Annotated in this window: 21 protein-coding genes; 10 read left to right on the forward strand and 11 right to left on the reverse strand. The window is 67.2% G+C overall.

Features of this window, described 5'->3' with window-relative positions; translation table 11 throughout:
- Positions 1 to 216 precede the first annotated feature (216 nt).
- The 3 genes from ACR9ZJ_RS13020 (at position 217) to ACR9ZJ_RS13030 (ending at position 3,855) form a co-directional block, all read left to right on the forward strand.
- A complete protein-coding gene (locus ACR9ZJ_RS13020) occupies positions 217 to 1,707 on the forward strand; it encodes a LysM peptidoglycan-binding domain-containing protein (protein ID WP_481287990.1) in 1,491 nt (496 codons plus the stop codon).
- 3 nt (positions 1,708 to 1,710) lie between these two features.
- Positions 1,711 to 2,409, forward strand: coding sequence for an HAD family hydrolase (locus ACR9ZJ_RS13025; RefSeq protein WP_481282540.1), 699 nt, complete (start codon positions 1,711 to 1,713; stop codon positions 2,407 to 2,409).
- Between the two features lie 69 nt (positions 2,410 to 2,478).
- Positions 2,479 to 3,855, forward strand: a complete 1,377-nt coding sequence (locus ACR9ZJ_RS13030; protein ID WP_481287991.1) for a leucyl aminopeptidase family protein — start codon at positions 2,479 to 2,481, stop codon at positions 3,853 to 3,855.
- Between the two features lie 74 nt (positions 3,856 to 3,929).
- Here ACR9ZJ_RS13030 and ACR9ZJ_RS13035 read toward each other — a convergent pair whose 3' ends face one another.
- The 5 genes from ACR9ZJ_RS13035 to pdsR form a co-directional block, all read right to left on the reverse strand.
- Complete coding sequence (locus tag ACR9ZJ_RS13035) at positions 3,930 to 4,415, reverse strand: DUF4019 domain-containing protein (protein ID WP_481282538.1); 486 nt, start codon at positions 4,413 to 4,415, stop codon at positions 3,930 to 3,932.
- Between the two features lie 127 nt (positions 4,416 to 4,542).
- The gene (locus tag ACR9ZJ_RS13040; RefSeq protein ID WP_481287992.1) at positions 4,543 to 5,202 is read right to left on the reverse strand and encodes a chorismate--pyruvate lyase family protein; all 660 of its coding nucleotides are present in this window, start codon (positions 5,200 to 5,202) and stop codon (positions 4,543 to 4,545) included.
- Positions 5,203 to 5,276: 74 nt separating this feature from the next.
- A complete protein-coding gene (trpE, locus tag ACR9ZJ_RS13045; RefSeq protein WP_481287993.1) occupies positions 5,277 to 6,752 on the reverse strand; it encodes an anthranilate synthase component I in 1,476 nt (491 codons plus the stop codon).
- Positions 6,753 to 6,832: 80 nt separating this feature from the next.
- The gene (locus tag ACR9ZJ_RS13050; protein ID WP_481287994.1) at positions 6,833 to 8,830 is read right to left on the reverse strand and encodes an ATP-binding protein; all 1,998 of its coding nucleotides are present in this window, start codon (positions 8,828 to 8,830) and stop codon (positions 6,833 to 6,835) included.
- 100 nt (positions 8,831 to 8,930) lie between these two features.
- Positions 8,931 to 9,620 carry a proteobacterial dedicated sortase system response regulator gene (pdsR, locus tag ACR9ZJ_RS13055; RefSeq protein ID WP_448098839.1) on the reverse strand — a complete coding sequence of 230 codons (690 nt, stop codon included), beginning with the start codon at positions 9,618 to 9,620 and terminating at the stop codon, positions 8,931 to 8,933.
- 267 nt (positions 9,621 to 9,887) lie between these two features.
- On the opposite strand from pdsR, the gene ACR9ZJ_RS13060 reads away from it, so the two are divergent.
- The 3 genes from ACR9ZJ_RS13060 (at position 9,888) to ACR9ZJ_RS13070 (ending at position 13,546) form a co-directional block, all read left to right on the forward strand.
- Entirely contained in the window at positions 9,888 to 10,499 is a 612-nt protein-coding gene (locus ACR9ZJ_RS13060) for a glutathione S-transferase family protein (protein ID WP_481287995.1), read from the forward strand.
- Between the two features lie 33 nt (positions 10,500 to 10,532).
- Positions 10,533 to 12,605 (forward strand): 2Fe-2S iron-sulfur cluster-binding protein, encoded by a 2,073-nt coding sequence (locus tag ACR9ZJ_RS13065; protein WP_481287996.1) that lies wholly within the window; start codon positions 10,533 to 10,535, stop codon positions 12,603 to 12,605.
- Positions 12,606 to 12,673: 68 nt separating this feature from the next.
- On the forward strand, positions 12,674 to 13,546 hold the full coding sequence (locus tag ACR9ZJ_RS13070; protein WP_481282532.1) for a LysR family transcriptional regulator: 873 nt from the start codon (positions 12,674 to 12,676) through the stop codon (positions 13,544 to 13,546).
- Between the two features lie 454 nt (positions 13,547 to 14,000).
- On the opposite strand, the gene ACR9ZJ_RS13075 is transcribed toward ACR9ZJ_RS13070, so the two are convergent.
- From ACR9ZJ_RS13075 to ACR9ZJ_RS13090, 4 genes are all read right to left on the reverse strand, one after another.
- Positions 14,001 to 14,747, reverse strand: coding sequence for a hypothetical protein (locus tag ACR9ZJ_RS13075; protein ID WP_481287997.1), 747 nt, complete (start codon positions 14,745 to 14,747; stop codon positions 14,001 to 14,003).
- A 92-nt stretch (positions 14,748 to 14,839) separates the two neighbouring features.
- Positions 14,840 to 15,514 (reverse strand): ribulose-phosphate 3-epimerase, encoded by a 675-nt coding sequence (gene rpe / locus ACR9ZJ_RS13080; RefSeq protein WP_306849465.1) that lies wholly within the window; start codon positions 15,512 to 15,514, stop codon positions 14,840 to 14,842.
- 240 nt (positions 15,515 to 15,754) lie between these two features.
- Positions 15,755 to 16,552, reverse strand: coding sequence for a co-chaperone DjlA (gene djlA, locus ACR9ZJ_RS13085; RefSeq protein ID WP_481282530.1), 798 nt, complete (start codon positions 16,550 to 16,552; stop codon positions 15,755 to 15,757).
- Positions 16,549 to 16,875: a c-type cytochrome gene (locus ACR9ZJ_RS13090; RefSeq protein ID WP_448098845.1), complete on the reverse strand. Its 327-nt coding sequence runs from the start codon at positions 16,873 to 16,875 to the stop codon at positions 16,549 to 16,551. Before ACR9ZJ_RS13090 ends, djlA begins: the two co-directional genes overlap by 4 nt.
- A 96-nt stretch (positions 16,876 to 16,971) precedes the next feature.
- Between ACR9ZJ_RS13090 and ACR9ZJ_RS13095 the strand changes: the two genes are divergently transcribed.
- From ACR9ZJ_RS13095 to ACR9ZJ_RS13110, 4 genes are all read left to right on the forward strand, one after another.
- Positions 16,972 to 17,868, forward strand: coding sequence for a phosphoribosylaminoimidazolesuccinocarboxamide synthase (locus tag ACR9ZJ_RS13095; RefSeq protein WP_481287998.1), 897 nt, complete (start codon positions 16,972 to 16,974; stop codon positions 17,866 to 17,868).
- 35 nt (positions 17,869 to 17,903) lie between these two features.
- Positions 17,904 to 18,371, forward strand: coding sequence for an Mpo1 family 2-hydroxy fatty acid dioxygenase (locus tag ACR9ZJ_RS13100; protein ID WP_371024443.1), 468 nt, complete (start codon positions 17,904 to 17,906; stop codon positions 18,369 to 18,371).
- 10 nt (positions 18,372 to 18,381) lie between these two features.
- Positions 18,382 to 18,792 carry a hypothetical protein gene (locus tag ACR9ZJ_RS13105; protein WP_481287999.1) on the forward strand — a complete coding sequence of 137 codons (411 nt, stop codon included), beginning with the start codon at positions 18,382 to 18,384 and terminating at the stop codon, positions 18,790 to 18,792.
- Positions 18,793 to 18,882: 90 nt separating this feature from the next.
- Complete coding sequence (locus ACR9ZJ_RS13110; protein WP_426285645.1) at positions 18,883 to 19,065, forward strand: DUF2061 domain-containing protein; 183 nt, start codon at positions 18,883 to 18,885, stop codon at positions 19,063 to 19,065.
- On the opposite strand, the gene ACR9ZJ_RS13115 is transcribed toward ACR9ZJ_RS13110, so the two are convergent.
- Both ACR9ZJ_RS13115 and ACR9ZJ_RS13120 read right to left on the reverse strand, forming a co-directional pair.
- Positions 19,048 to 21,162: a beta-agarase gene (locus ACR9ZJ_RS13115; RefSeq protein WP_481288000.1), complete on the reverse strand. Its 2,115-nt coding sequence runs from the start codon at positions 21,160 to 21,162 to the stop codon at positions 19,048 to 19,050. The genes ACR9ZJ_RS13110 and ACR9ZJ_RS13115 overlap by 18 nt on opposite strands.
- A 131-nt stretch (positions 21,163 to 21,293) precedes the next feature.
- Complete coding sequence (locus ACR9ZJ_RS13120) at positions 21,294 to 22,616, reverse strand: APC family permease (protein ID WP_481288001.1); 1,323 nt, start codon at positions 22,614 to 22,616, stop codon at positions 21,294 to 21,296.
- Positions 22,617 to 22,762 lie beyond the last annotated feature (146 nt).

Genomic DNA, 22,762 nt, shown 5'->3' on the forward strand with positions numbered 1-22,762 from the left:
AGATGTGTATAAGAGACAGGACCCTGTCGGCGATGGTGGGAGCCGCTTCAGCGGCGATCGCGAAGACACGCCTGCGCAGCGATCCGCCCTACAGCCTACGTTCCGTTTACCAGCGGCAGGATGCTGAACGACGTCAATGGTGCGCGCGGGCCCCCGATGGCCCACAATTGCGGCCTTGTTTGCCTACCCCGTCCCATCCCGAGGTTCTTGCCGTCCATGTCTCTTCGTTTCGCGCGACTGTTCACCGCCACGCTGATCGGCCTTAGCGCCTCCGCCACCGTTCTTGCCGCGGGACCGCAACTGGTCTGGCGCGGAGACATCACCACGGCCCGAGGCGTGGTCACCGACGTCGCCAAGGCGTGGGAAAAGGCCGGCAAGGGCAAGATCGAACTGCAGCCCTTCAACACCGCCTCCGGCATCGACGCGGTGGTCAAGGGCTCCGCCGACCTCGCCGGTTCCGCCCGCCCGGGTGTCGGCGGCGCCGAGCAGTCGCTCACCTTCACCCCGGTCGCATGGGATGCGCTGGTGATGGTCACCTACCCGTCCAACCCGGTCAGCAACATCACGCTCAAGCAGCTCCATGAGATCTACATGGGGCACATCACCAACTGGAAGGAGCTCGGCGGCAACGACGCCCCGATCAACCTCTACGCGGTGGCCAGCCCGGGCGACGGCGTGGAATACAGCCTGCGCAAGCTGCTTTTCGGCCGCGGCAACCAGCCGGTGGCCGCGCCGCGCCTCTACGTGAACGTGGCCAAGCTCGAAGAGGGCGTCACCCTCGACAAGCAGGGCCTCGGCGCCACCACGCTCGCCGGCGCATCGTCGAACAAGAAGGTGAAGATCCTCTCCATCGATGGCGTCGCCCCCTCGATGTCGACGGTCGGCAGCGGCACCTATCCGCTGTACACCGAGCTCTACCTGGTCAGCAACGAGTCCGGCCCGAAGGCCGCCGAGGTGAAGGAGTTCATCACCTTCCTCACCTCCAGCCAGGGTAGTTCGCTGCTGCGCTCCCATAGCCTCATCCCGTACGCCGATGGCATGGCCCTCGCCTCGAAGGATGCCGCGCGCCGTGCCGCCATCGCTTCCACCGTCGGCACGCGTGCCAACGTGGGCCAGGCGATGACCACGCCGACCGCCGTCGCCGCCGCGCCCGCCGCCGTCGCCGCGAAGGAAACCGCGCTGGCCAAGGCGCAGGTCGCCGGCAAGGGCGCCAAGGCCGCGAAGGAGGCCAAGGCATCGGTCGCCACCACGGCCGAGCCCTCGCAGTTCGCCAAGGTGGTCGCCAGCGTCAGCACCACGGCGCACATGGGCTTCGCGGGCGTGCGTTCGGATGCCTTCACCGTGTCGGACAACGCCAAGGTGGGTGGCAAGTTCGCCAAGGTGCTGGCCGACGCGGTCACCGTGAAGGGCAAGCCGGTGGCGAAGCCCGTCGTCGCCGCGCCGGCGGATGCCTCGGAGAAATCCACGGCCATCACCACGCCGAAGGTCGCCGAGGCGAAGCCGGCCGCGAAGGCCGCCAAGCCGGTGGCCAAGGCCGCGGAAGAGAAGAAGCCGGCCGCCGCGCGCACCTACAAGGTGGCGCCGGGCGACACGCTCTATTCCATCGCCAAGAAGAACGCGATCGACGTGAACAAGCTGCGCGCCATGAACGGCCTGAAGGACAACAACGTCCGCCTCGGCCAGGTGCTCAAAGTGGGCGCCCGCTAAGCAGTGCCCGTTCGCGCCGTATCGCTCGACCTCGACGACACCCTGTGGCCGGTGCTTCCGGCCCTGATCGAGGCCGAGCACTGCGTCGACCGCTGGCTACGGCAGCACCACCCCGATGTCGCAAACGCATGGCCGATCGAGGCCATGCGTGAGCTCCGCGAGAAGATCGCGCGGGAACACACCCATCTCTCCCACGATTTCAGCGAACAGCGCCGGCTGACCATCCGCCACGCCTTCGCCGCCTGCGGTATCGACGACGCGCCCGTCGACGAGCTGTGGCGCATCTACTTCGCCGCCCGCAACAACGTGGAGCTGTATCCCGACACCCTGCCCGCGCTCGAGCGCATCGCCGGGCACGTGCCCCTGGTGAGCATCTCCAACGGCAATGCCGATCTGGAAGTGATCGGCCTGCACCACCTCTTCCATACCCGCCTCAACGCCAGCGGCGTGGGCGTGGCCAAGCCGCATCCACAGATTTTCCTGGCGGCGGCGGAAGCGCTGGGCGTCCCGCCTGCCGACATTCTTCACGTAGGTGACGATCCGTTGCTCGACGTGATGGGCGCGCGCGAAGCAGGCATGCGTACGGTATGGCTCAACCGCACGGGCGAGCGCTGGTCGCATGGCCCTGCGCCGGATCTCGAATTCCCCGATATGACATCCCTTGCGGATTGGATTGAAGCGTCGGCTTTGACTGACGGCTAGAATAGGCGTCCACCGATAGCAACAATCCATTGACGCGGTTGCCAGCGACCGCGAGGCACGGGAGCCCTGATGTCGCCGCTGATCGAACGCAAGTCCGGAAAACGTACCGCCATCCCCATCGAGATGGTCGATATCGCCGGCATGCTCGCCACCGAAGCGCGCCTGGACGATGCGCAACGCCAATGGCTGGCGACGACCGGATTCCGCCCGATGCCCGGCGCACTCACCGTATTGCCGGATGCACGTGGCGGCATCACGCGCGTGCTGGTCGGCGTGGATCGCGGCAATCCGCTGGCCGCGCTCGGCGCCCTGCCCTATCGCCTGCCCCAGGGCACCTATGAACTCGCGCCGGAAGGCGTGATCGACGACCGCGACCTCGTCGCCCTCGGCTGGGCGCTCGGCGCTTATCGCTTTGACCGTTACCGCGCCAGCGATCGTCCGCCCGCGCAGCTGGTGGTCGATGCCGCCACGCTGCGTACGTTGCAGCCGGTGATCGACGCCACCTGGCAGGTGCGCGACCTCGTGAACACTCCCACCGAGGACATGGGCCCCGAACACCTCGCCCAGGCCATCCACGCGCACGCCGCCGAGCACAAGGCGAAGGTCCGCGAGTGGGTGGGTGACGAACTGCTCGAAGCCAACTTTCCCACGATCCATGCGGTGGGCCGCGCGAGCCATCGTCCACCACGCCTGATCGAGCTTACCTGGGGCAAGAATTCCAATCCGAAGCTCGTGCTGATCGGCAAGGGCGTGTGCTTCGACACCGGCGGCCTGGACATCAAGCCATCCGACGGCATGCGCTGGATGAAGAAGGACATGGGCGGCGCGGCGCACGCCATCGCGCTGGCCGGCCTGGTGATGAAGGCGAAGCTGCCCGTGCGGCTCACGCTGCTAGTGCCCGCGGTGGAGAACGCCATCGCCGGCAACGCCATGCGCCCGGGCGAGGTCATCCGCACGCGCGGGGGGCACACCGTGGAGGTGGACAACACCGACGCCGAGGGGCGCCTGGTGTTGTGCGATGCCATCGCCTACGCCGCCGAGCAGGCACCCGACCTGATCGTCGATTTCGCGACCCTCACCGGCGCGGCCCGCGTGGCGCTGGGCCCTGAATTGCCGGCGCTGTTCACCAACCGCGACCAGCTCGCCGACCACGTGATCGGCGCCGCCGAATTCACGCAGGACCCATTGTGGCGCCTGCCGCTGTGGCGCCCGTACCGGCGCATGCTCGAATCGTACGTGGCCGATTTCGCCAACGCGGGGCCGTCGCGCCACGCGGGCGCGATCACGGCCGCGCTCTACCTCGAGCGCTTCCTGCCGGACAGCCAGAACTGGATGCACCTGGATACGTATTCGTGGAACGACGGCGATCGCCCCGCGCATCCGCGTGGCGGCGAGGCGCAGGGCCTGCGCGCGTTCTTCCGCTTCCTCTCCGAACGCTATTCCTGACCCCACGGAAATGGTGGAGCGGTAAGGTGGGGTGGGCATCGCGGCCCAGGCCGCTTTCCACCCTTTCCTCGTGTCTATTGCACGAACGGGATCTCCCGTTGCACCGGGCGGATGACATAACCGACCGGTAGCCATCCCGTGCCGCCCGGCGCCAGCGATACCGTTTCGAAGAGCACCGCGCGGGTGTAGTGGGCCACGAAGATCACGTTGAGGTAATCGCCGGCGGGGAGACCCACCGGATCGCGCACCCGCGTCACCTCGAACCATTCGCGGCCGACGAGGAGTCCACGATCCACCCGGATCTTGCGCAGATACCGCACCCATTCGGGCCGCGAGACCAGCTTCTGCATCATGGCGCCTGCTTCGAGCCACATGGCGTCCGCGCGACGGCCGTCGGACATGCGGACCCAATGGGTGGCGCAACTCACCGCGTTGTCCAGCGAGTTCGGCTGCGGGCCGAGGCGCGGCGAATTGCTGATGCTCAGTAGCGAGGCGAAGGGCTTTGCGCCGGAAATGCCAGCCACGGGAATTTTTCGTGCGGGTGCCGGCACCGAGGACATGGCGCGTTCTCCGTCATGGGATCTCAGCTTCCAGCGCCGCGCGGCCGGTGCCAAGTCAGCCGGATGGGATACGCGGTTGGTGGGGGGCGGCGATAGCTCGCTTGTGTGGGAGCCGACTTGTCGGCGATCAGCGCCGCCCGAAGGCGAGGACGTCGGACGTATAGGTCTCCACCACGAGGCTGAAAGGCTGGTTCGCCTCCGTATATAGCACCGCCCGGTGCCGCAGTACCTCGTGCGGAATGGCCAGCGCCGCCTTGTGCGACGGTGGCAGCGGCGCATCCATCTCCCAACCCGCGGGCAACGGCGACCACAACAGGTCGGCGCTGATCGTCTGCCGGCGGAAATGCAGCGCCTGGACCACCTTCCCGAACGGCTGGTCGGTGGTGTCGAGGATCTGGTTCATTTCCGGGGTGAGCCGCGCAGGCACGTACCAGTTGTCCGCCTCGGACAGCACGTGCTCACCGCAGGCCAGCTGCACGCGGCGATAGCGCACCGGCTCGTCCGGACCGATGCCAAGCGCCGCCCGTTCGTCGCCGGGCAGCGGCTTGTCCTGCCCCTTCACGCGACGGGCGACGATCTTTACCTCCGGCGCCAGCGCATGCGCGCCGCACCAGCGTTCCAGCGTCAGCGTGGCGCTGGGGTGGCTGAGCAGGTCGGCATTGAGCGACTGCAAGAGCGCCAGCGCCTGCGTGCGCGAGGTGACATCGTCCGTCCACGGCTCGCGCGCCTGCGCGGTGGCCGCCATGACGGCGAGGGAGGTGGCGGCGATGATCGTTCGGGTATTCATGGAAACAGGGACCTTGGAGGGAAGGCATCGCCGCCGAAGCGGCTCCCACATGTTGGTTTCGTGACGTGTGCGGGTCAGAGGCCCTTGGCTGCCTGGGCGACGGCGCGGAAGAGCGCGCGGCCCTTGTTCATGGTTTCTTCCCACTCGGCGGCCGGATCGGAATCGTAGACGACGCCACCTCCCGCCTGCACATGCAAACGGCCGTCCTGGATCACCGCCGTGCGGATGGCGATCGCGGTGTCCGCGTCGCCCCACCAGCCGAGGTAGCCGATGGCGCCGGCGTAGATGTTGCGCTTGAACGGTTCGAGTTCCTGGATGATCTCCAGCGCGCGGATCTTCGGCGCGCCGCTGACCGTGCCCGCCGGAAACGCCGCTTTCAGGACATCCATGTACGAGAGGTCGTCGCGGATATCGCCTTCCACCTGGGAGACGATGTGCATCACATGCGAGTAGCGCTCGACCACGAAGGAATCGGTCAGCTCCACCGTGCCGGTCTTGCTCACGCGGCCCACGTCGTTGCGGCCGAGGTCGATCAGCATGAGGTGCTCGGCACGTTCCTTCGCGTCGGCCAGCAGTTCGGTTTCGAGGGCGAGGTCTTCCGCTTCGTCCTTGCCACGACGACGCGTGCCGGCGATCGGACGCAATACCACGCGGCCGTTCTTCAGGCGCACGAGGATCTCCGGCGACGAACCGACGATCTGCGTCGAGCCGATGTCGATGAAGTACATGTACGGTGACGGGTTCATCGCGCGCAACGCGCGATACACGTCCACCGGACGCGCGTTGAAGCCGATGCTCAGGCGCTGCGAGGGCACCACCTGGAAGATGTCGCCGGCGCGGATGTATTCCTGCGCCTTGCGCACCGTCGCTTCGTATTCCTCGCGCGTGAAGGAGGATTTGAAATCGGATTCGTCGAGCGCTTCCGGCTGCAGCATCTGCGGGTATGAGACGCCGCTCTGGCGCAGGCGGAAAGCCAGCGCGTCGAGGCGGCGCGACGCTTCGGCATAAGCTTGCGGTTTCGCCGGATCGGCGTGGACGATGAGGTAGAGGCGACCCTTCAGGTTGTCGAAGACGGCCACTTCATCCGCGAGCATCAGCAGGACGTCGGGCGTGCCCAGCTCGTCCTTCTTGTCCCACTGCGCGAGACGTTTTTCGATGTAGCCGATGGTCTCGAAACCGAAGTACCCGACCAGGCCGCCGGTGAAGTCCGGCAGGCCGGGCAGCTTGGGCACGTCGTACTGCTTGCGCAGGACCTCGATCTCGGCGAGCGGATCGTCGAGGTGGCGGCGTTCGACCACTTCGCCGTTGTCCTCGACTTCGAGTTCGTGCCCGCGCAGGCGATACACGCGACGCGCCGGCAGGCCGATGATCGAATGGCGTCCCCAGGTGGCGCCGCCTTCCACGGATTCGAACAGGAAGGTGTACGGGCCATCGGCGAGCTTGAGGTACACCGACAGCGGCGTGTCGAGATCGGAGAAGACCTCGCGCACCAGCGGAATCCGGGTATGGCCCTGGGCGGCGTAGGCGTCGAACTGTTCGCGGGAGATCATCGGGCGATGGGGGGCGTTGGAGTGATCGCCGATTGTAGCCGCTTAGGATGGGAGCCAACCCTTTAGGGTGGGAGCCGACCTCAACCCAGGCGTTGGCGGGGGAGGCCCTTGAGGTGCAGGGTGAAGGCGACGCCGTCTTCGAGGTTGCGGGCGCTGGCGCTGCCCTGGTGGCGCTCGGCGACCAGGCGCACCACGTACAGGCCGAGGCCCAGGTGCGGCGCGTCGCCGGGTGTCGCCTTGTCGCGCAGGCTCACCAACGAATCGAACAGGCGCCCCTGCATCGCCGCGGGCAGCGGCGGGCCCTGGTTCGACAGTTCGATGTCCGCGCCCTCGGCCGTGGGTCGCAGGGCGATGCGTAGCCAGCCCCCGGGCGGCGTGAACGACAGCGCGTTGTCGAAGAGCTTGTCGAGCGCCTGCGCGATCAACTCCGGCGAGACGTGCATGAAGACCGGCGCCGACGGCAACTCGGCCTCCAGGCGACGGTCGCCGGCTAGTCCGCGATACCCCTCGGCGCAGCCGCGCACGATGTCGGCCAGATCCACGTCTTCGGCCTCCGCCGAGGCGATGGCGCGCTCCATGCGGCTGGCTTCGCTCATCGCGCGGACCAGCGCACCCAGCCGTGCCACGCCATCGCGTGCGCGGGCCAGGTAAGGCTCCGCCTCGGCGGGCAGGCCGGCGTGGTCGAGGTTGTCCAGCGACGACTTCACGATCGCCAGCGGCGTGTTGAGCTCGTGCGAGAGCTTCGAGGCCAGCGTGCGCAGGTAATCGGTGTATCCGCCGACCACCTCGAACAGGCGCTCGAAGCTGCGCGCGAGATCGCCCAGTTCGTCGGTGGCGTCGGTCAACGGGAAGGGGCCGTCCAGGCGGCCATCGTTGTCCTGCGCGCGTTCCGCCGCGTTGCGCAGGCGGCGCAGGCGGAAGGTGAGCCGCGTGGCGAACAACAACAGCACGCCGCCGGCGATGAGCAGCACGGCGAAGCTGGTGAGCAGCAACCCGAACAAGGCGCGATTGGCCAGCAGCGGCACCGCGCGGCTGGGCTGTTCGAGCAGCACCACGCCATGCAGCGCGCCACGCATCTGGATCGGCATCGCCGCGGCGAGCACCACGCTGCCGCGCGCCTCGCCCGCGCGCCACGCCGTGGCCGGCTTGCCCTGCAGCGCTTCGCGCACCTCGGGCAGGTCGATGCGCGGGGCGTCTTCGGCCCATGCGCTTTCGTCGTCGAGGCGTGTCGCCAGCAATGAGCGGTACACCAGGGAGGCGAACCAGCCCGGTCGTTCCGTCGCGGGGAGATCGGGCAATTCGAGCTTGCCGCTTTGCGCCACCAGCCATGCGTCGGCCGAGAGCACGCGTACGCGCACGCCGTCCGGCGCCAGCCTCGCCACTTCCTGCGAGAGCGAGGGAGAGAAGTCCAGCAACGGCCGGTTCTCGGCGGTGAGCGGTTCGTTGTCGCCGTCGGCGACGACGTGCACGCCCAGGCCGAAACGGTCGAGGCGCAGGCCGCGCGGCAGGCGGAACTCCACGCGGAAACCGCTGCCGTCTTCCTGCCACTGCGCATTGATGCGGTCGGGCAGCACGCCTGCTTCCGCATCCAGTGCGATGGCGGTGGTGGGGCCGGGCGCGGCGCTGGCCATGAGGTAACGCTGCACGTCCTCGCCGCTGGCGATCGACACGATGAGGTGATCGGCGTTGAGGACGAGGCGGTCGCCGGCATCGGCGCGTCGACGGTGCGTGGCGCGCACGTCGACGTAGAAGTAGAGCCAGTGGTCGTCTTCGGCGAGCATCACGCGCGCGTTCTTGCCGAAGGTCTGGGCCCAGGGGCTGAGCGACGCCCAGTCGTCGGCGTAGCCATCGACGGTGATCGGCACCGGGGTGTGCTGGAGGTACCAGGCGGCACCGGCGGGCGGCAGCGGGGCGTCGACCACCACGAGGCTGCGTGCCATGGCGCGCGCGGAGGCGACGAGGGCCTGCGCCTGGCCTTCGCGCAGCAGCGTTTCCATCTGGCGCACGTAGAGCCACCCGGCGACGGGCAAGGCCAGGGTGCAGAGGGCGACGAGGAGGAGTTTCTGGCGGAGGGTCATGGGGAGAGCATCGCCGACAAGGTCGGCTCCCACCAGGTGGGTGGTGGATGAGCTGATTCGGCGATGTGTGTGGGAGCCGCTTCAGCGGCGATGGGGTGTATCACGGCGTCCAGCGATACCCCACGCCGTGCACCGTCTCGATGGCATCGAAATCCGGCGCCAGCGCCACGAACTTCTTGCGGATGCGCTTGATGTGCGAGGTGATCGTCGCGTCGTCCACCACCAGTTCCGCCTCGCGCATCAACTGGTCGCGGTTCTTCACGTGGCCGGGGAAGCGCACCAGCGTATGCACCATCCAGAATTCCGTGACCGTGAGCGGAATCTCGATGCCGTTCCACAGCACGCGCATGCGCTCCGATTCCAGTTTCAGCGGCCCGTGCTCGATCACCGTCTCGCTCGCGGCGGGCGCCTTCAACGACTCGATGCGGCGGAACAGCGCCGCGATGCGCGCGGCCAGCTGGTGCAGGCTGGTGTCCTTGGACAGGTAGTCGTCCGCACCCAGGCGCAGGCCCGAGATCACGTCGAAATCCGAATCGCGCGCGGTCAGGAAGATGATCGGCAACGTGGCCGACTTCGCGCGCAGTTCACGGCAGAGGTCGAAACCGCCCTCCGGCTCGTCGCCCAGGCCGATGTCGATGATGACCAGTTCCGGCAGGCGCATGGCGAAGGCCAGCGAGGCCTCCGCGCGCGAGCCATAGCCACGCGTTTCGTAGCCGAAGCGGTTCAGCGCCTCCACGTAGTTGGCGCGGATGAGCGGTTCGTCTTCGACGATGGCGATGCTGCGGGCCATGGGGCATTCCGTGGGAGTGTGGATCGGCGTGCGCAGCGTGCTATGGGGGCGCCCGCTCCGCAAGGGCGCGTGCGCGATTGCCCGCGTTTTGCCCCTTCTTGCGCCGGTGGCTAGCCGTAATGGGCGCCCGGCCGGGCGTGGACGGAATTATTCCACCCGGTGAAATGATGAAGTGTCGAACCAGGTGATTCTCATCAGGAGCGGGGTACCGCACTCTGGCCACGCGGTACGGGAATTGGCCCGGCCGGACTCTCTCAGGACACCGACATGAAGCTCTATCACCATCCCCTGTCAGGCCACTCGCACCGCGCACGGCTGTTCGTCTCCCTGTTGGGCCTCCCCCATGAACTGGTCGAAGTCGATCTCATGGCCGGTGCGCACAAGACCCCGGAGTACCTGAAGCTCAACCCGTTCGGCCAGGTGCCGCTGCTGGACGACGCGGGTGTCGTCGTCGCCGATTCCAACGCGATCCTGGTGTACCTGGCCAAGAAGGCCGGCCGCACCGACTGGCTGCCGGAAGATCCGGCGGGGGCCGCCGCGGTGCAACGCTGGTTGTCCGTGGCGGCCGGCGACGTCGCTTACGGTCCCGCCGCGGCACGACTCATCACGGTGTTCGGGGCGAAGTACGACGCCAATGAAGTGATCACCCGTGCCCATGTCCTCCTGAAGCGGCTGGAAGCACGGTTGTCGACGCAAGACTGGCTAGCCAGCGGGCACCCGACGATCGCCGATGTCGCCATCTACAGCTACGTCGCGCGGGCGCCGGAAGGCAACGTCGACCTCTCGGACTATCCCTCCGTCAACGCCTTCCTGCGCCGGATCGAGGATCTTCCCGGCTTCGTCCCCTTCGCCCGGAGCCCGGTCGGCCTCGCCGCCTGACCTCGCCTTCTCGCCCCAGCACAGGACATCGCCATGACCGCGTCACTGAAAAAGCTGCCGACATGGCACGAGGGCGAGACATTCCTCCAGGAGAAGGTAGGCGTCGCCGAACGGATGGCGGCAGTCGGTCAGCGCGTGGTGCGCGACTTCATGCCGGAGCAGCACCGCGAGTTCTACGAACAGTTGCCCTTCGTCGTGCTGGGCAGCGTCGATGCGCACGGTGATCCCTGGGCCACGCTCCTCGCAGGCATGCCGGGTTTCATGTCGTCGCCGAATCCCACGACGCTGGATATCGACCTCCGCCCCGACCCGAGCGACCCCGCGGCGGAAGGCGTGCGAGCGGGCGAGGCCATCGGCCTTCTGGGTATCGAGATGCATACGCGGCGCCGCAACCGCATGAATGGTTTCGTCGCCGCGCCAACGGCGGGGGCGGGGTTCCGGGTCGACGTCGACCAGAGCTTCGGAAACTGCCCCCGTTACATCCAGCTACGCGACGCCAGGTACGTGCGTGACCCTGCCCTGCCTTACACAGGCGCCGTGGAAGAGTCGACGCAACTGGATGCCGCGGCGCGCGACATGATCGAGGCGGCGGACACGTTCTTCGTCGCGACCTACGCCGACCGTGAGGACCGGCGGCAGGTCGACGTGTCGCATCGCGGTGGCAAGGCGGGCTTCGTCCGCGTCGACGCGGACGGCATGCTCACCGTGCCCGACTTCAATGGCAACCTCTTCTTCTCGACGCTCGGCAACATCGTGCTCAACGGCAAGGCGGGGCTGGTCTTCGTCGACTACGAAAAAGGCGACATGCTGCAGATGACCGGCGATGCCGAGGTGATCCTCGACTCGCAGGAGATCGCCGCGTTCCAGGGCGCGGAGCGGCTGTGGACGTTCCGGCCCCGTCGTATCGTGCGCCGCACCGGTGCCTTGCCGCTGCGCTGGTCGCTCCGCAAGGATGGCTGGTCGCCCAGTTCACTCATGACCGGCGATTGGGACCAGGCGGACGCGCGTTTGCAGGCGGCCGCGCTCGCCACGCGCTGGCGTCCTTACAAGGTGACGCGGATCGTGGAGGAAAGCCCGTCGATCCGCTCGCTCCATCTGCAACCGGACGACGGCATGGGCCTCCTTTCCCATTCGGCCGGACAACACCTGCCCGTGCGCGTGATCGTGACAGGCACGGACAAGCCCGTCATCCGCACCTATACGCTGTCCGTCGCGCCATCGGACGGCGCGTACCGCATCAGCGTCAAACGTGACGGCGCGGTGTCGCGCCACCTGCACGACACCGTGAAGGTCGGCGACATCATCGAGGCACGCGCGCCCGATGGGGGCTTCACCATCGATCCCCACGAGGCGAGGCCGGCGGTGTTATTGGCGGGAGGCATCGGCATCACGCCGTTGCTCGCGATGCTCCGGCACATCGTCTACGAAGGTTTGCGCAAGCAACGGATGCGTCCGGTCTTCCTCATCCAGGCGGCGCACTCGAAGGCCGAAAGTCCATTCGACAAGGAGATAGCGACACTCGTCGAAGCCGCGCAAGGCGCGGTGAAATGGGTCCGCGTGCTGAGCGATACCAGCGGCGCCGAAGAAGGCACCGACTACGACGTGGCCGGACGCATCGACATGGCCCTGCTGACACGCGTGCTGCCATTCAACAACCACGATTTCTATCTCTGCGGACCGCCCGCCTTCACGCAATCGCTTTACGACGGCTTGCGCACGTTCGGCATCGATGACACGCGAATCCACGCGGAGGCGTTCGGTCCATCGTCGTTGAAGCGAGCGATGGATGCTGGCGCCACCGCACCCGTTCGTCCTCCGGTGTCGACCCAGCCGGTGCCTGTCGCCTTCATGGATTCACTGAAGGAAGCACGTTGGACGCCGGCATCCGGCAGCCTGCTGGAACTGGCGGAGGCGCGTGGCCTGGAGCCGGAATTCAGCTGCCGCGAAGGCACCTGCGGCACCTGCCGGACGAAACTGCTCAAGGGTGCCGTCACCTATATCAAGGAACCGACGGCGCACGTCGCCGACGACGAGGTGTTGATCTGCTGCGCGGTTCCCGCCGAGCGCGAAGGCGACGAGGAAAACCGCATCCAGCTCGCGCTCTGATGCTTCTGGCACGGGTGCTATCATCCCCGCGCAACGGCCGAGGGGAACGGATGGATCGCTGGCAAGCCATGCGCATCTTCGTAAAGGTGGCGGAGACGGAGAGCTTTTCCGAGTCCGCGCGCCAGCTGCGCATGAGTGCGCCAGCGGTGACCCGCGCGATCGCCGCGCTCGAAGAACTCATCGGCGCGCGCCTCTTCATACGCACGACGCGTTCGGTGAAGCTGACCGAACCGGGCAGTCGCTATCTCGACGATTGCCGCCGCATCCTGGCCGACATCGACGAGGCGGAAGCCGCCGCCGCGGGTTCGTATGCCACGCCCACGGGCACGCTCTCCATCACGGCGTCGTTGTTGTTCGGGCAGATGTACGTGCTGCCGGTCATGCACGAATACCTGGAGACCTATCCCACGGTGTCCGGCAGCCTCCTGTTCGTGGACCGGCCGGTGAACATCGTGGAGGAAGGCATCGACGTGGCGATTCGCATCGGCCACCTTCCGGACTCGGGGTTCTCCGCGATCCAGGTCGGCTCGGTGCGGCGCGTGGTCTGTGGATCGCCGGGCTACTTCGAACAGCATGGTGTTCCCGCCACCCCCGCCGATCTCAGGAATCATCGCATCGCCGTGTCGACCAGCGCATGGACGTCGCCGCACTGGCGCTTCGCGAACGATCAGCGGGTAACGATCGACGCCTGGCTCCAGTGCAACACCAACGATGCCGCGATCGCGACGGCCACGGCCGGCCTTGCCTTGACCCGGGTGCTTCACTATCAGGTCGGCCCTGCCCTGCTCGATGACCGTCTCCGGGTCGTGCTCGCCGACTACGAAGAGCCGCCGCTGCCGATCCACGTGCTTCATCCGGAAGGGCGCCATGCGCCGGCCAAGGTACGGGCCTTCGTCGACCTGGCCGTATCGCGCCTTCGCGGGAACCCGCTGCTTAACTGAGCGAGGGTTTCGTCCCTGCACGAAGTCTTTGCCCGCGATTTGCCATAAACGATCCGCGGATTGCCCCACCGGGGACGCTCCGCCCGCCGCGCATGCCCTTCAAATGGCCATGACGGCGCGCCACCCGGCGCCGGAGGAGACACCATGAAAACCAAGCCCGACGCCGACAACACCGAACTGGACCGCGACTTCGAGCCCCTGCGCGTCGCCCTCGCCTTGGGCGCGCTGGTCCTGGGCCTGCTGTTCGGCCTGCACTGACGGGAGACGCACGCATGGATCTCTTCGACGACTTCGTGGAACCGGCCATGGAAGGCCTTGGGGCGATCGGCACGCACGGAAGCGCGCCGATCGCCGGGCCGGCGGAACCCGACCCGAACTGGCACCCCGTGTGATCGATTGACCCTCCTTCACTCCCCCGGCCCGATGGCCCGGGGGAGCTTTTTCGTGCGTCCCGTCAGTCGGCCCGTGACTTGAGCGAGGCGACCTGGCCGATGGGCACCAGTTCCGCGTCGCCGACGAACACATGGCTGTCGTAGCCGTAGAAGTACATGGCCTTCTGCGTCTGCAACATGCGGCCGAGCGAGAAGCCGCTCTGCAGCGGTGCGCCTTCGACAAGGCCCGAGGCGCCATAGGGCACGGTCACGCCGTCGATGAACACGCTGCCGCCGAAGTTGGTGGCCCAGGCGATCTGCTGGTATTCGCGGTCGAAGCGGCGTTCGGCGCGCGGAGCGGCGACGTCGTCGGCGTAGGTGGCCTTCAGGTCCTTCCAATAGGCATTGGCCTGGGCCAGTTCCTCCGGCGTGACCTGCTTGTACGCGGAGATGAAGGTGGGCTCGTACGACGGATCGTGCCGTTCGGCGGCCAGCGCCAGCCAGGCGAGGCCCAGCGGACGGTTCTTTTCGGCATGGTCGCCATTGAAGTACATGACGCCGAGCGCGTATTGCGCGGGCTTGCTGGCCCATCGCGCGGCGTTTTTCAGGCTTTCGCGGGCCAGGCCGTCATGGCCACTCCAGTAGTTCCGGGCGGCCGAGCAGAAGTAATAGTCGCCGGGCAGGAAGCGCTCCAGGCCCCCGGGGCACGGCAGCAGCGACTTGGACACGACGCTTTGCTGGTCCGGCAGCGGCTGCGGGCGATCGCCCGCGGTGGCGGCGAGGGGCGCGGCGAGCGCCAGGGACAAGGCAACTACGGACAACGTCTTCATGAGCGCATCCTCCGGAAAGCCCCCCCGGGCGTACCAACGGTACTACGGTACTCCCTTTGTCGCCGTGAAACCTTGTTTAGACGGCTGGCCGCTTACTTGCCGTCGATGGCCGCATGCATCCGGCGGATCACGTCGGCGTAGTCCGGAGCGTTGAAGATGGCCGAACCCGCCACGAAGGTGTCCGCACCAGCCGCCGAGATCTGGCCGATATTGTCGGCATTGACGCCGCCATCCACCTCGAGGCGGATCTTCCGGCCGCTGGCGTCGATACGCTCACGCACATGGCGGATCTTGTCCAGCGCGCCCGGGATGAACTTCTGCCCGCCGAAACCGGGGTTCACCGACATGATCAGCACCATGTCGATCTTGTCCATCACGTAGTCGAGCCAGTTCAGCGGCGTGGCCGGGTTGAACACCAGGCCGGCCTCGCAGCCCTCGCCCTGGATCAGCTGGATGGTGCGGTCCACATGCTCGCTAGCCTCGGGATGGAAGCTGATGCTGCGCGCCCCGGCCTTGGCGAAATCGGGCACGATGCGGTCCACCGGCTTGACCATCAGGTGCACGTCGATGTGCTCGGTGATGCCATAGTCGCGCAGTGCCTTGAGCACCATCGGGCCGATGGTGAGGTTGGGCACGTAGTGGTTGTCCATCACGTCGAAGTGCACCCACTGCGCGCCGGCATCGAGGACCTTGCGCGTGTCCTCGCCCAGGCGGGCGAAGTCGGCCGAGAGGATGGACGGTGCGATGACGGGGGACTGCTTGGCCATGATGGGTACCGTGGTGTGACGGAAGTGGTCAGGGTATACGGTTGTCGCTAAAGCTGGCGTGGACGGGAGTGCTTTGTGTCGCTGCCGCGACATCGCCGACAAGTCGGCTCCCACCAGGCTACTCATCGCCGGCAGGTCGGCTTCCACCGGGCCGCTCATCGCCGGCAGGTCGGCTTCCACCGGTTAGGTGGCCCTACCGGAGTGCCGGCTCTTGTGGGAGCCGACTTGTCGGCGATGCTCTTACTTGAAGCCCCTCTCCGCCTTGATCCGCTCATACGCCGCGTTGATCTCGCTGGCCCGTGCCTCCGCACGCCGGCGCATGTCGTCCGGAAGGTCGCCCAGGCGATCGGGATGGTGCTCCGAGATCAGCTTGCGATAGGCACGCTTGATCGCACGGTCGTCGGCGTCGCGCTGGATGCCGAGGATCGCGTACGGGTCCGGCCCCTGCGTGTTCCGCTGCGGCGGCGTGTAGCCGCCACCGCCACCGTACGAGCGGCCACTGGCGCCGGCGTTCCAGGCGTAGCCCTTCATCGCCATGAGCGCCATCAGTTCCATGTCGCTGACGCGAAGGGCGAAAGCGAGCTGGCGCAGGATGGCCATCTTCTCCGGCGACGGGTTGCCCTCGGCGAGCACCGTCTCGATCACCACGTCGATCACCGGGAAGGCATGGTCGCGGCGGTGGCCGACCCATTGGCGCAATTCGTCGATGACGGCGGTGGCGTTGAATTCCGGCTGCTTGCCTTCGTTGAACGCATCGATGGCGACGCGCCGGGCTTCCTGGTCGAGGCCCATCCGCGCCATCAGGCGCTCGGCGATGGCGATTTCCTTCTCGGAAACGCGGCCGTCGGCCTTGGCCACGGCGCCGATCAGGGCGAACAAGGGGGCGACGTACCCGCCTTGCGTCGGCGTGCGGCGCCGTTGCTGCTGGCGGCTGGCGTCGAACATGAAGCCGAGCGCGCCGCCGACGAGGGCGCCGAGCAGGTTGTGCGTCAGCCACATGCCGAGCACGGCGCCGATGAGAGTGCCGGTGAAATTCATTGAACGGCCCTTGGAGGGTGCGGGGCGGCGGGATTCTGCGCGGAGAACCACTGCGCGAGCTGGTCGAGTTCGGCGTCGGAAAGCGGGCCGGTGGCGGCGCGCATCACGGGAATGTCGCGGCGGCCGTCGCGGTACTGGCGCAGGGCCTCGCGCAGGTAATCGAGCTTCTGGCCCGCGAGGTTGGGAGCGCCCGGGATCCGCGCCATGCCGTCTTCGCCATGACAGGCCGCGCACAGGCCCAGCCGCGCCGGCTTCGCGGGCGGCGCGGCAAGGACGGGGGCGGTGAAGGCCAGGGCTAATGCCGCGGTCGTGAGGATTCGCATGGCGAGGCAATGGGGGCGGTAACCTAAAATTCTAGCAGGCCGACCCGGCCACCACCGCTACAATGGGCGGATCGATCGCCTACCGGAGTCCCCGCCGTGCCGACCACCCTTTCGCAATCCGACCTGCCAGGCCTGGAGCTCATCCATCGCGGCAAGGTCCGCGACGTCTACGCCCTGCCCGGCAACCGCCTGCTGATGGTGGCGACCGACCGGCTGTCGGCCTTCGACGTGGTGCTGCCCGACCCGATCCCCGGCAAGGGCGAGATGCTCACGCAGATCTCCAACTTCTGGTTCGCCCGCACCGCGCACATCATTCCGAATCACCTCACGGGCGAGGATGTCGCCTCGGTGCTGCCCGCGGGCGTCGATCCGACGCTGTACGCGAAGCGCGCCGTGGTCACCAAGCGGCTGAAGCCGGTGCCGGTGGAAGCCATCGCGCGCGGCTACCTCATCGGCTCGGGCTGGAAGGATTACCAGGCCACCGGCGCCCTGTGCGGCATCACCCTGCCCCCGGGCCTGCAGCAGGCGCAGAAGCTGCCGGAGCCGATCTTCACGCCGTCGACCAAGGCCGCCGTGGGCGACCACGACGAGAACGTGAGCTTCGACGCCGTGGTGGCCGCCGTGGGCGAAGACCTCGCCAACGCCGTGCGCAAGGCCACGCTGGAGATCTACGCCTTCGCCGCCGCCTTCGCCGCGGAGCGCGGCATCATCGTCGCCGATACCAAGCTGGAGTTCGGCACGGACGAGAACGGCGTGCTGCACGTGATGGACGAGATGCTCACCCCCGATTCCTCGCGCTTCTGGCCCGCCGACGCGTACAGGGTCGGAATCAGCCCGCCCAGCTACGACAAGCAGTTCGTCCGCGACTATCTGGTGGACATCGGTTGGAACAAGTCGCCGCCCGCCCCGAAGGTGCCGGAAAACGTCATCGCCGGCACCGCCGCGAAGTACGCCGAGGCGCTCGACAAGCTGGCCGGCATCCGAGTGGACTAAGCTTCCCCCATCGAGGCATCACGGAGGGGAGCGCCATGCGCGACGCAGCCACCTGGTTCGGCAACTACAGCCGCGACCACCAGAACCCGACCAACCAGCTGATCCACTGGATCTGCGTGCCGGCGATCACCTGGACGGTGGTCGCGCTGGTCTGGCTGATCCCCGTCCCCGGTTGGCTGGGGCGGCCCGGGCTCTGGGCCGTGCTGGCGATGTTCCTGGCCTTCTGCTTCTACTACTACCGGCTTTCGCGAAAGATCGGCCTGGCCATGGCGGGCGCCTTCATCGTGCTGGCCCTGGTCACCGATACGATCTACCAGGCCATCGGGTCCACCGGCTTGCTGCGCCTGGCCATCGGCGTGTTCGTGGTGGCCTGGATCGGCCAGTTCATCGGCCACAAGATCGAAGGCCGCCGCCCCTCTTTCTTCACCGACATCCAGTACCTGCTGATCGGCCCCGCCTGGCTGATGAGCAAGGCCCTCGGCCGCTTCGGCGTGTCGTACTGACGGACACGCCGTGACCCAGTCCCTCCTGACCTTCCTCTCCGCCGCCATCTGGTGGGTGATCTATTCCAGCGCCGTCGCCGTCGTCCCCGCCCTCATCGTATGGCTCGCCCTGCGCTGGCTGGAGAAGACGCCCGTGGTCTTCAACCGGGCCTACATGGCCAGCCTGGTCTGGTCGCTCGCCGCCGTGTTGATGGGCGGCCTGGCGATCGCCGCGCAACACGGCCAGGCGCCGAGGCAATCGATCTTCGTGCTGCCATGGGTCCGCGCTTCGCTGGTGGCCGACATGCTGCTCGGGGCCTGGCTGATCTGGTGGCTGGTGCCCCGGGTCGACGCCCGCCGGGTGAAGCCGACCAGCGCGTGCATGGCCGTGGCCCTGGTGATGGTGGTAGCGATGGTGGTCGGAACGGCCATTCGTCGATAGAGACTTTCTATCGAAGCCATCCAGACGATCACTTGGACTCATGGCGCGGCGTCCCCATAATGAGATGCATTCCCATTGGAGGGTCCGGCCATGGCCAGAAAGATCAAATACGCCGCGACGCACTTCAGCATCGCGTTTTCCATGAGTTATGCGGTGAACCAGAACGTGGCGCTCAGCACGATCGTCGGCATCGCCGAGCCGATCGCCTTCGCCATGGGCCGGGGCGCCTCACGCGAGGCCCGACGCGGCCTTCCCCTAGCGCGCGCCGCCTGATCCACCGCCTGTGCGGGCGTTGGCATCGGTGACGGCGCGGGTAAACCCCTCGAACGGGATGTCGGTGATGCCGACCAGCCCGATATGTGCGTTCTCTCCGTCGAGGATGCGTCCGGTCACCGGCTGGTCCACGTACTGGAACCAGTGCGTTCCCACGATCACGCCCGACGCCACCGCGGCGTCGACGAAGCGCGCATAGGCCTTGCCGCGTTCCTCCTCGCTGGCGACCGCGGCGACGCCGTTGCCGAAGGGACCGCGATCCGCCGAGCCGAAGTGGAATTCCGTGATCAATACGGGCTTGTCCATCTTGCGGAAGGCGGCCACATCGAAGCCGTGCTCCGGCAGGTCGGTATAGGTGTTGATGCTGGTGACGTCGGCATGGGCCGCGCTGGCTTCTTCCACTTCCGGCGTTCGGACGGCCAGACGGCCGCCGAGGAACAGGTGGTGCGGGTCGGCTTGCTTCAAGGTCTGCGCGACGGTGCGGAAATACTGGTTCGCATAGAGTTTCAGGAAGGCGATGTAGTCGGCCGCGATCGCCGGGTGCGCTTCGTCGGGGTCCGGCGCCTTGAATCCCCTGGCGGCCACCTGTTCCCAGTTCGCCACCGGCACGCCCCAGGCTTTCGCGAACGCGGCGGCGTCGCCATGGGTCTTCTTCAGATACGCGAGGAAGGCCTGCTTCGCGGGACTTTCCGGCCCCTGCGCGAGGCTGCCCATGGCGAGCGCCCAGCGGCCCTGCGGCCCCCTTCCCGCCCATGAGAGTTCGTTGTCGGCGAAATAGCCCAGCAACCAGGGGTCATCGCGCACGCCCTTGGTCGCATGGGCGACTGCCGCTTCGGTGGCCTTGGCGAAACGCGGATCGAAAGGATCGGGCATGCGGCCCCAGTAGTCGAACCCGGTGCCCACGGTGTTGAAGTCGCCGTGGATCAGGATGGGCACCGTATAGGCGATGCGGCGATCGCCGGCGAAGGCCGGATCGCTCCAGTTGCCCAGGGTGTTGAACCGCCAGGCCTTGAGCCGGTCGACCGTGCGCTTGCGCCATGCGGATTCGTCTTTGTCGCCGCCGAGCGAACGCGCGACGTTGTTCGCATAGACATCCCACCAGCGCCCGTGATTCATGCCGTTGTCGCGCTGCGAGCCCTGGTCGCTACGGCTGTCGGCCGTGCCGCCGAACGGACCGTTGGCGGCACCGGGGTCCGTGAACATGAACTCGCGGCCTTGCACGTAAGTACGTCCGTCGGTGAGGTTCACGGCGTTGACGCCGAGCGAGAAGAACGCGTGGCCTTCGGGCGTCACCAGCCACCAACGGCCGCCTTGCTTCTGCGTGTGGAACCAGCCGGTGGCTTGCATCGCCGGGAGGTCGGTGCGGCCGCCGTATCGGTCGAGTCCTTTCGGTTCGATGACTTTCGGCGCGGCGTTGGTTCGGGCTTTCAGGTTCGCATCGCTGTCGATCTTCTCGGGCCAGTCGGCCCGCGTGTACTGGCCGTAGCGATCGACAATCGCCGTGTATTCGTGGCGCAAGTCGTCGTTACCGGCGACATCGTCGAGCTTGCCGAACAGCAAGGTCTGCGGGGCGCCGGGCTGGGGCATGGAGAGCGTGACCGAGGTGACGGCGTGCGCGTCGATCGCGCCCTCGACCGACGTGGCGACGATGTGGTCGTCGAACGGCATCGGCGGCCCTACCTGCATGCCGAATGCGCGAGGCGAGGTGGCTTGCAACGGTAATGACAGGGTCTGCGGCGGTCCAGGCGGCACGCCCACCGTGGCCGTGAGGTGCTTCGATGCCGAGGCCACGTCGATCGTGAGCGTGACCGGCCACGGCATGCCGTTCTGCACGCGCAAGCGCAGGGTGCCGTCGGCCGGCCACGACCATGTGCCCTTCGCAGGAGTGAGCACGAGCGACGGCTTCGCCGCCGGCTCGAACGTCACCGCCACCAGTTCCTCCCCTGCGCTCTTGCGCACGGTGGGATCGAGCACGGCGTCCTGCGCCGCGATGCGCACGGATGCGCCGGGATGGACGAGATCGACAGCTGCCGCGGCGGCTACGCTCGTCGTGAAAACAGTCGCGGTGGTCAGCATGAAAAGAATGATTGGACGCATAGCCACAATCTGCCACGCCAGACATGAATATGTCCTCATCCCGCTCGGTGGGAGCCGATCCTATCGGCGATAGCCAGGTCGCCGCACCACCCATCGCGGACAAGGTCCGCTCCCACCAAGCAGGGCCTCGCTCAAGCCACCGCCCGGCGGCGCCACAGGTAATACACCGGCACGCCGATGGCGATGATCACCAGGCTCATCCCCGCGTCCGCGGGCGCCGTCACCGCGGTGGCGGCGATCACGCAAAGCACCGTCGTGGTGAACACCAGCGGTAGCCACGGATAACCCGGCACCAGATAAGGCGACGGTTCCGACAGCAATTTCTTGCGATACCAGAAGATCGTCGCGATGCCGAACGCATGCGACAACCACTCACCCACGGTCGTGTAGTTGAGCAAGGCATTGAAGCTGCCCGAAAGGATCAACACGATCGCCCAGGCGCCGAGCGCCACCAGCGCGAATTGCGGCGCGCCCGTGCGCGCGTCGATGCGCGCGATGGGGCGGAAGAACATGCCGTCGGCGCTCATCACCTGTAGCACGCGCGCGCCGCCCGCGATGGCGATGCTGCAGTAGCCGAAGGTGGAACAGGCGATGCCGACGGCGATGATCGTGGCGCCGGATTCGCCGAACACGCGACGCATCAGGTCGGCGGCGGGCGCGGTGCTGGTGGCGAGACCGTCATGGCCCAGGCCCGCCATGTAGGCGATGTTCACCAACACATAGCAAACCACCACGCTGGCCATGCCGAGCCCCAGCGCACGAGGCAGCGTGCGTTGCGGATTGCGCACTTCGCCAGCCAGGTCGTTGAGGTAGTGGAAGCCGCCATACGCGAACATCGCCGGCAGCAGCGCGCCGATCACCGTGCTTGCCGGTACGTCGTGGGTCGGATCCGCGACGAAGGCCAGGCCGAGGTGTCCTCGGGCGAGGAACAGGCCGACCACGATCAGCAGCGCGACGGCGGCGAGCTTCAAGACGGTGAAGGTGTTCTGCACCCAGGCGCCGGCGCGGATACCGAACAGGTTCACCGCCACGATGAAGCTGATGGCACCGACCGCCAGCGGCTTCACCCATTCGTGCGGAAGGCCCATGGCGCGGCACGCGTAATCGGCGAAGGTGGTCGCCACCGCGGCGACGCTACCCGGGTAGTTGATCAGCGCCATCGTCCAGCCGAACAGGAAGGCGGGTAGCTGGCCGAATGCCTCACGCAGGTAGACGTAAGTACCGCCGGCTTGCGGACGCCTGGCACCGAGTTCGGCGTAGCAAAGCACCCCGGCGAGGGTGAGCAGGCCACCGAGCGTCCACAGCACGACCACCTCGGTGCCGGAGCTGGTCAACTGGGCGACGGTAGCCGGCGTGCGGAAGATGCCCGCGCCGATGACACCGCCAATGACGATCATCGCGGCATCCCAGATGCCGAGGCGACGGAGGTAATGAGCTGGCTGAGGGGCTGGCATCCGCCGACCATGCCATAACCGGCGATGCAGGGCGATATGGCCGTGGTCACGGGCCGGTTTGCGGGTCGGGGGCGTCGAGCAGGCTTTGCTGGAAGCCTGCTTTGCTGGAAGCCTGCTTTGGTGGAACCCTGCTTTGGTGGGGGGGG

It is taken from the genome of Luteibacter sp. KNZ12-1A (assembly GCF_056755675.1).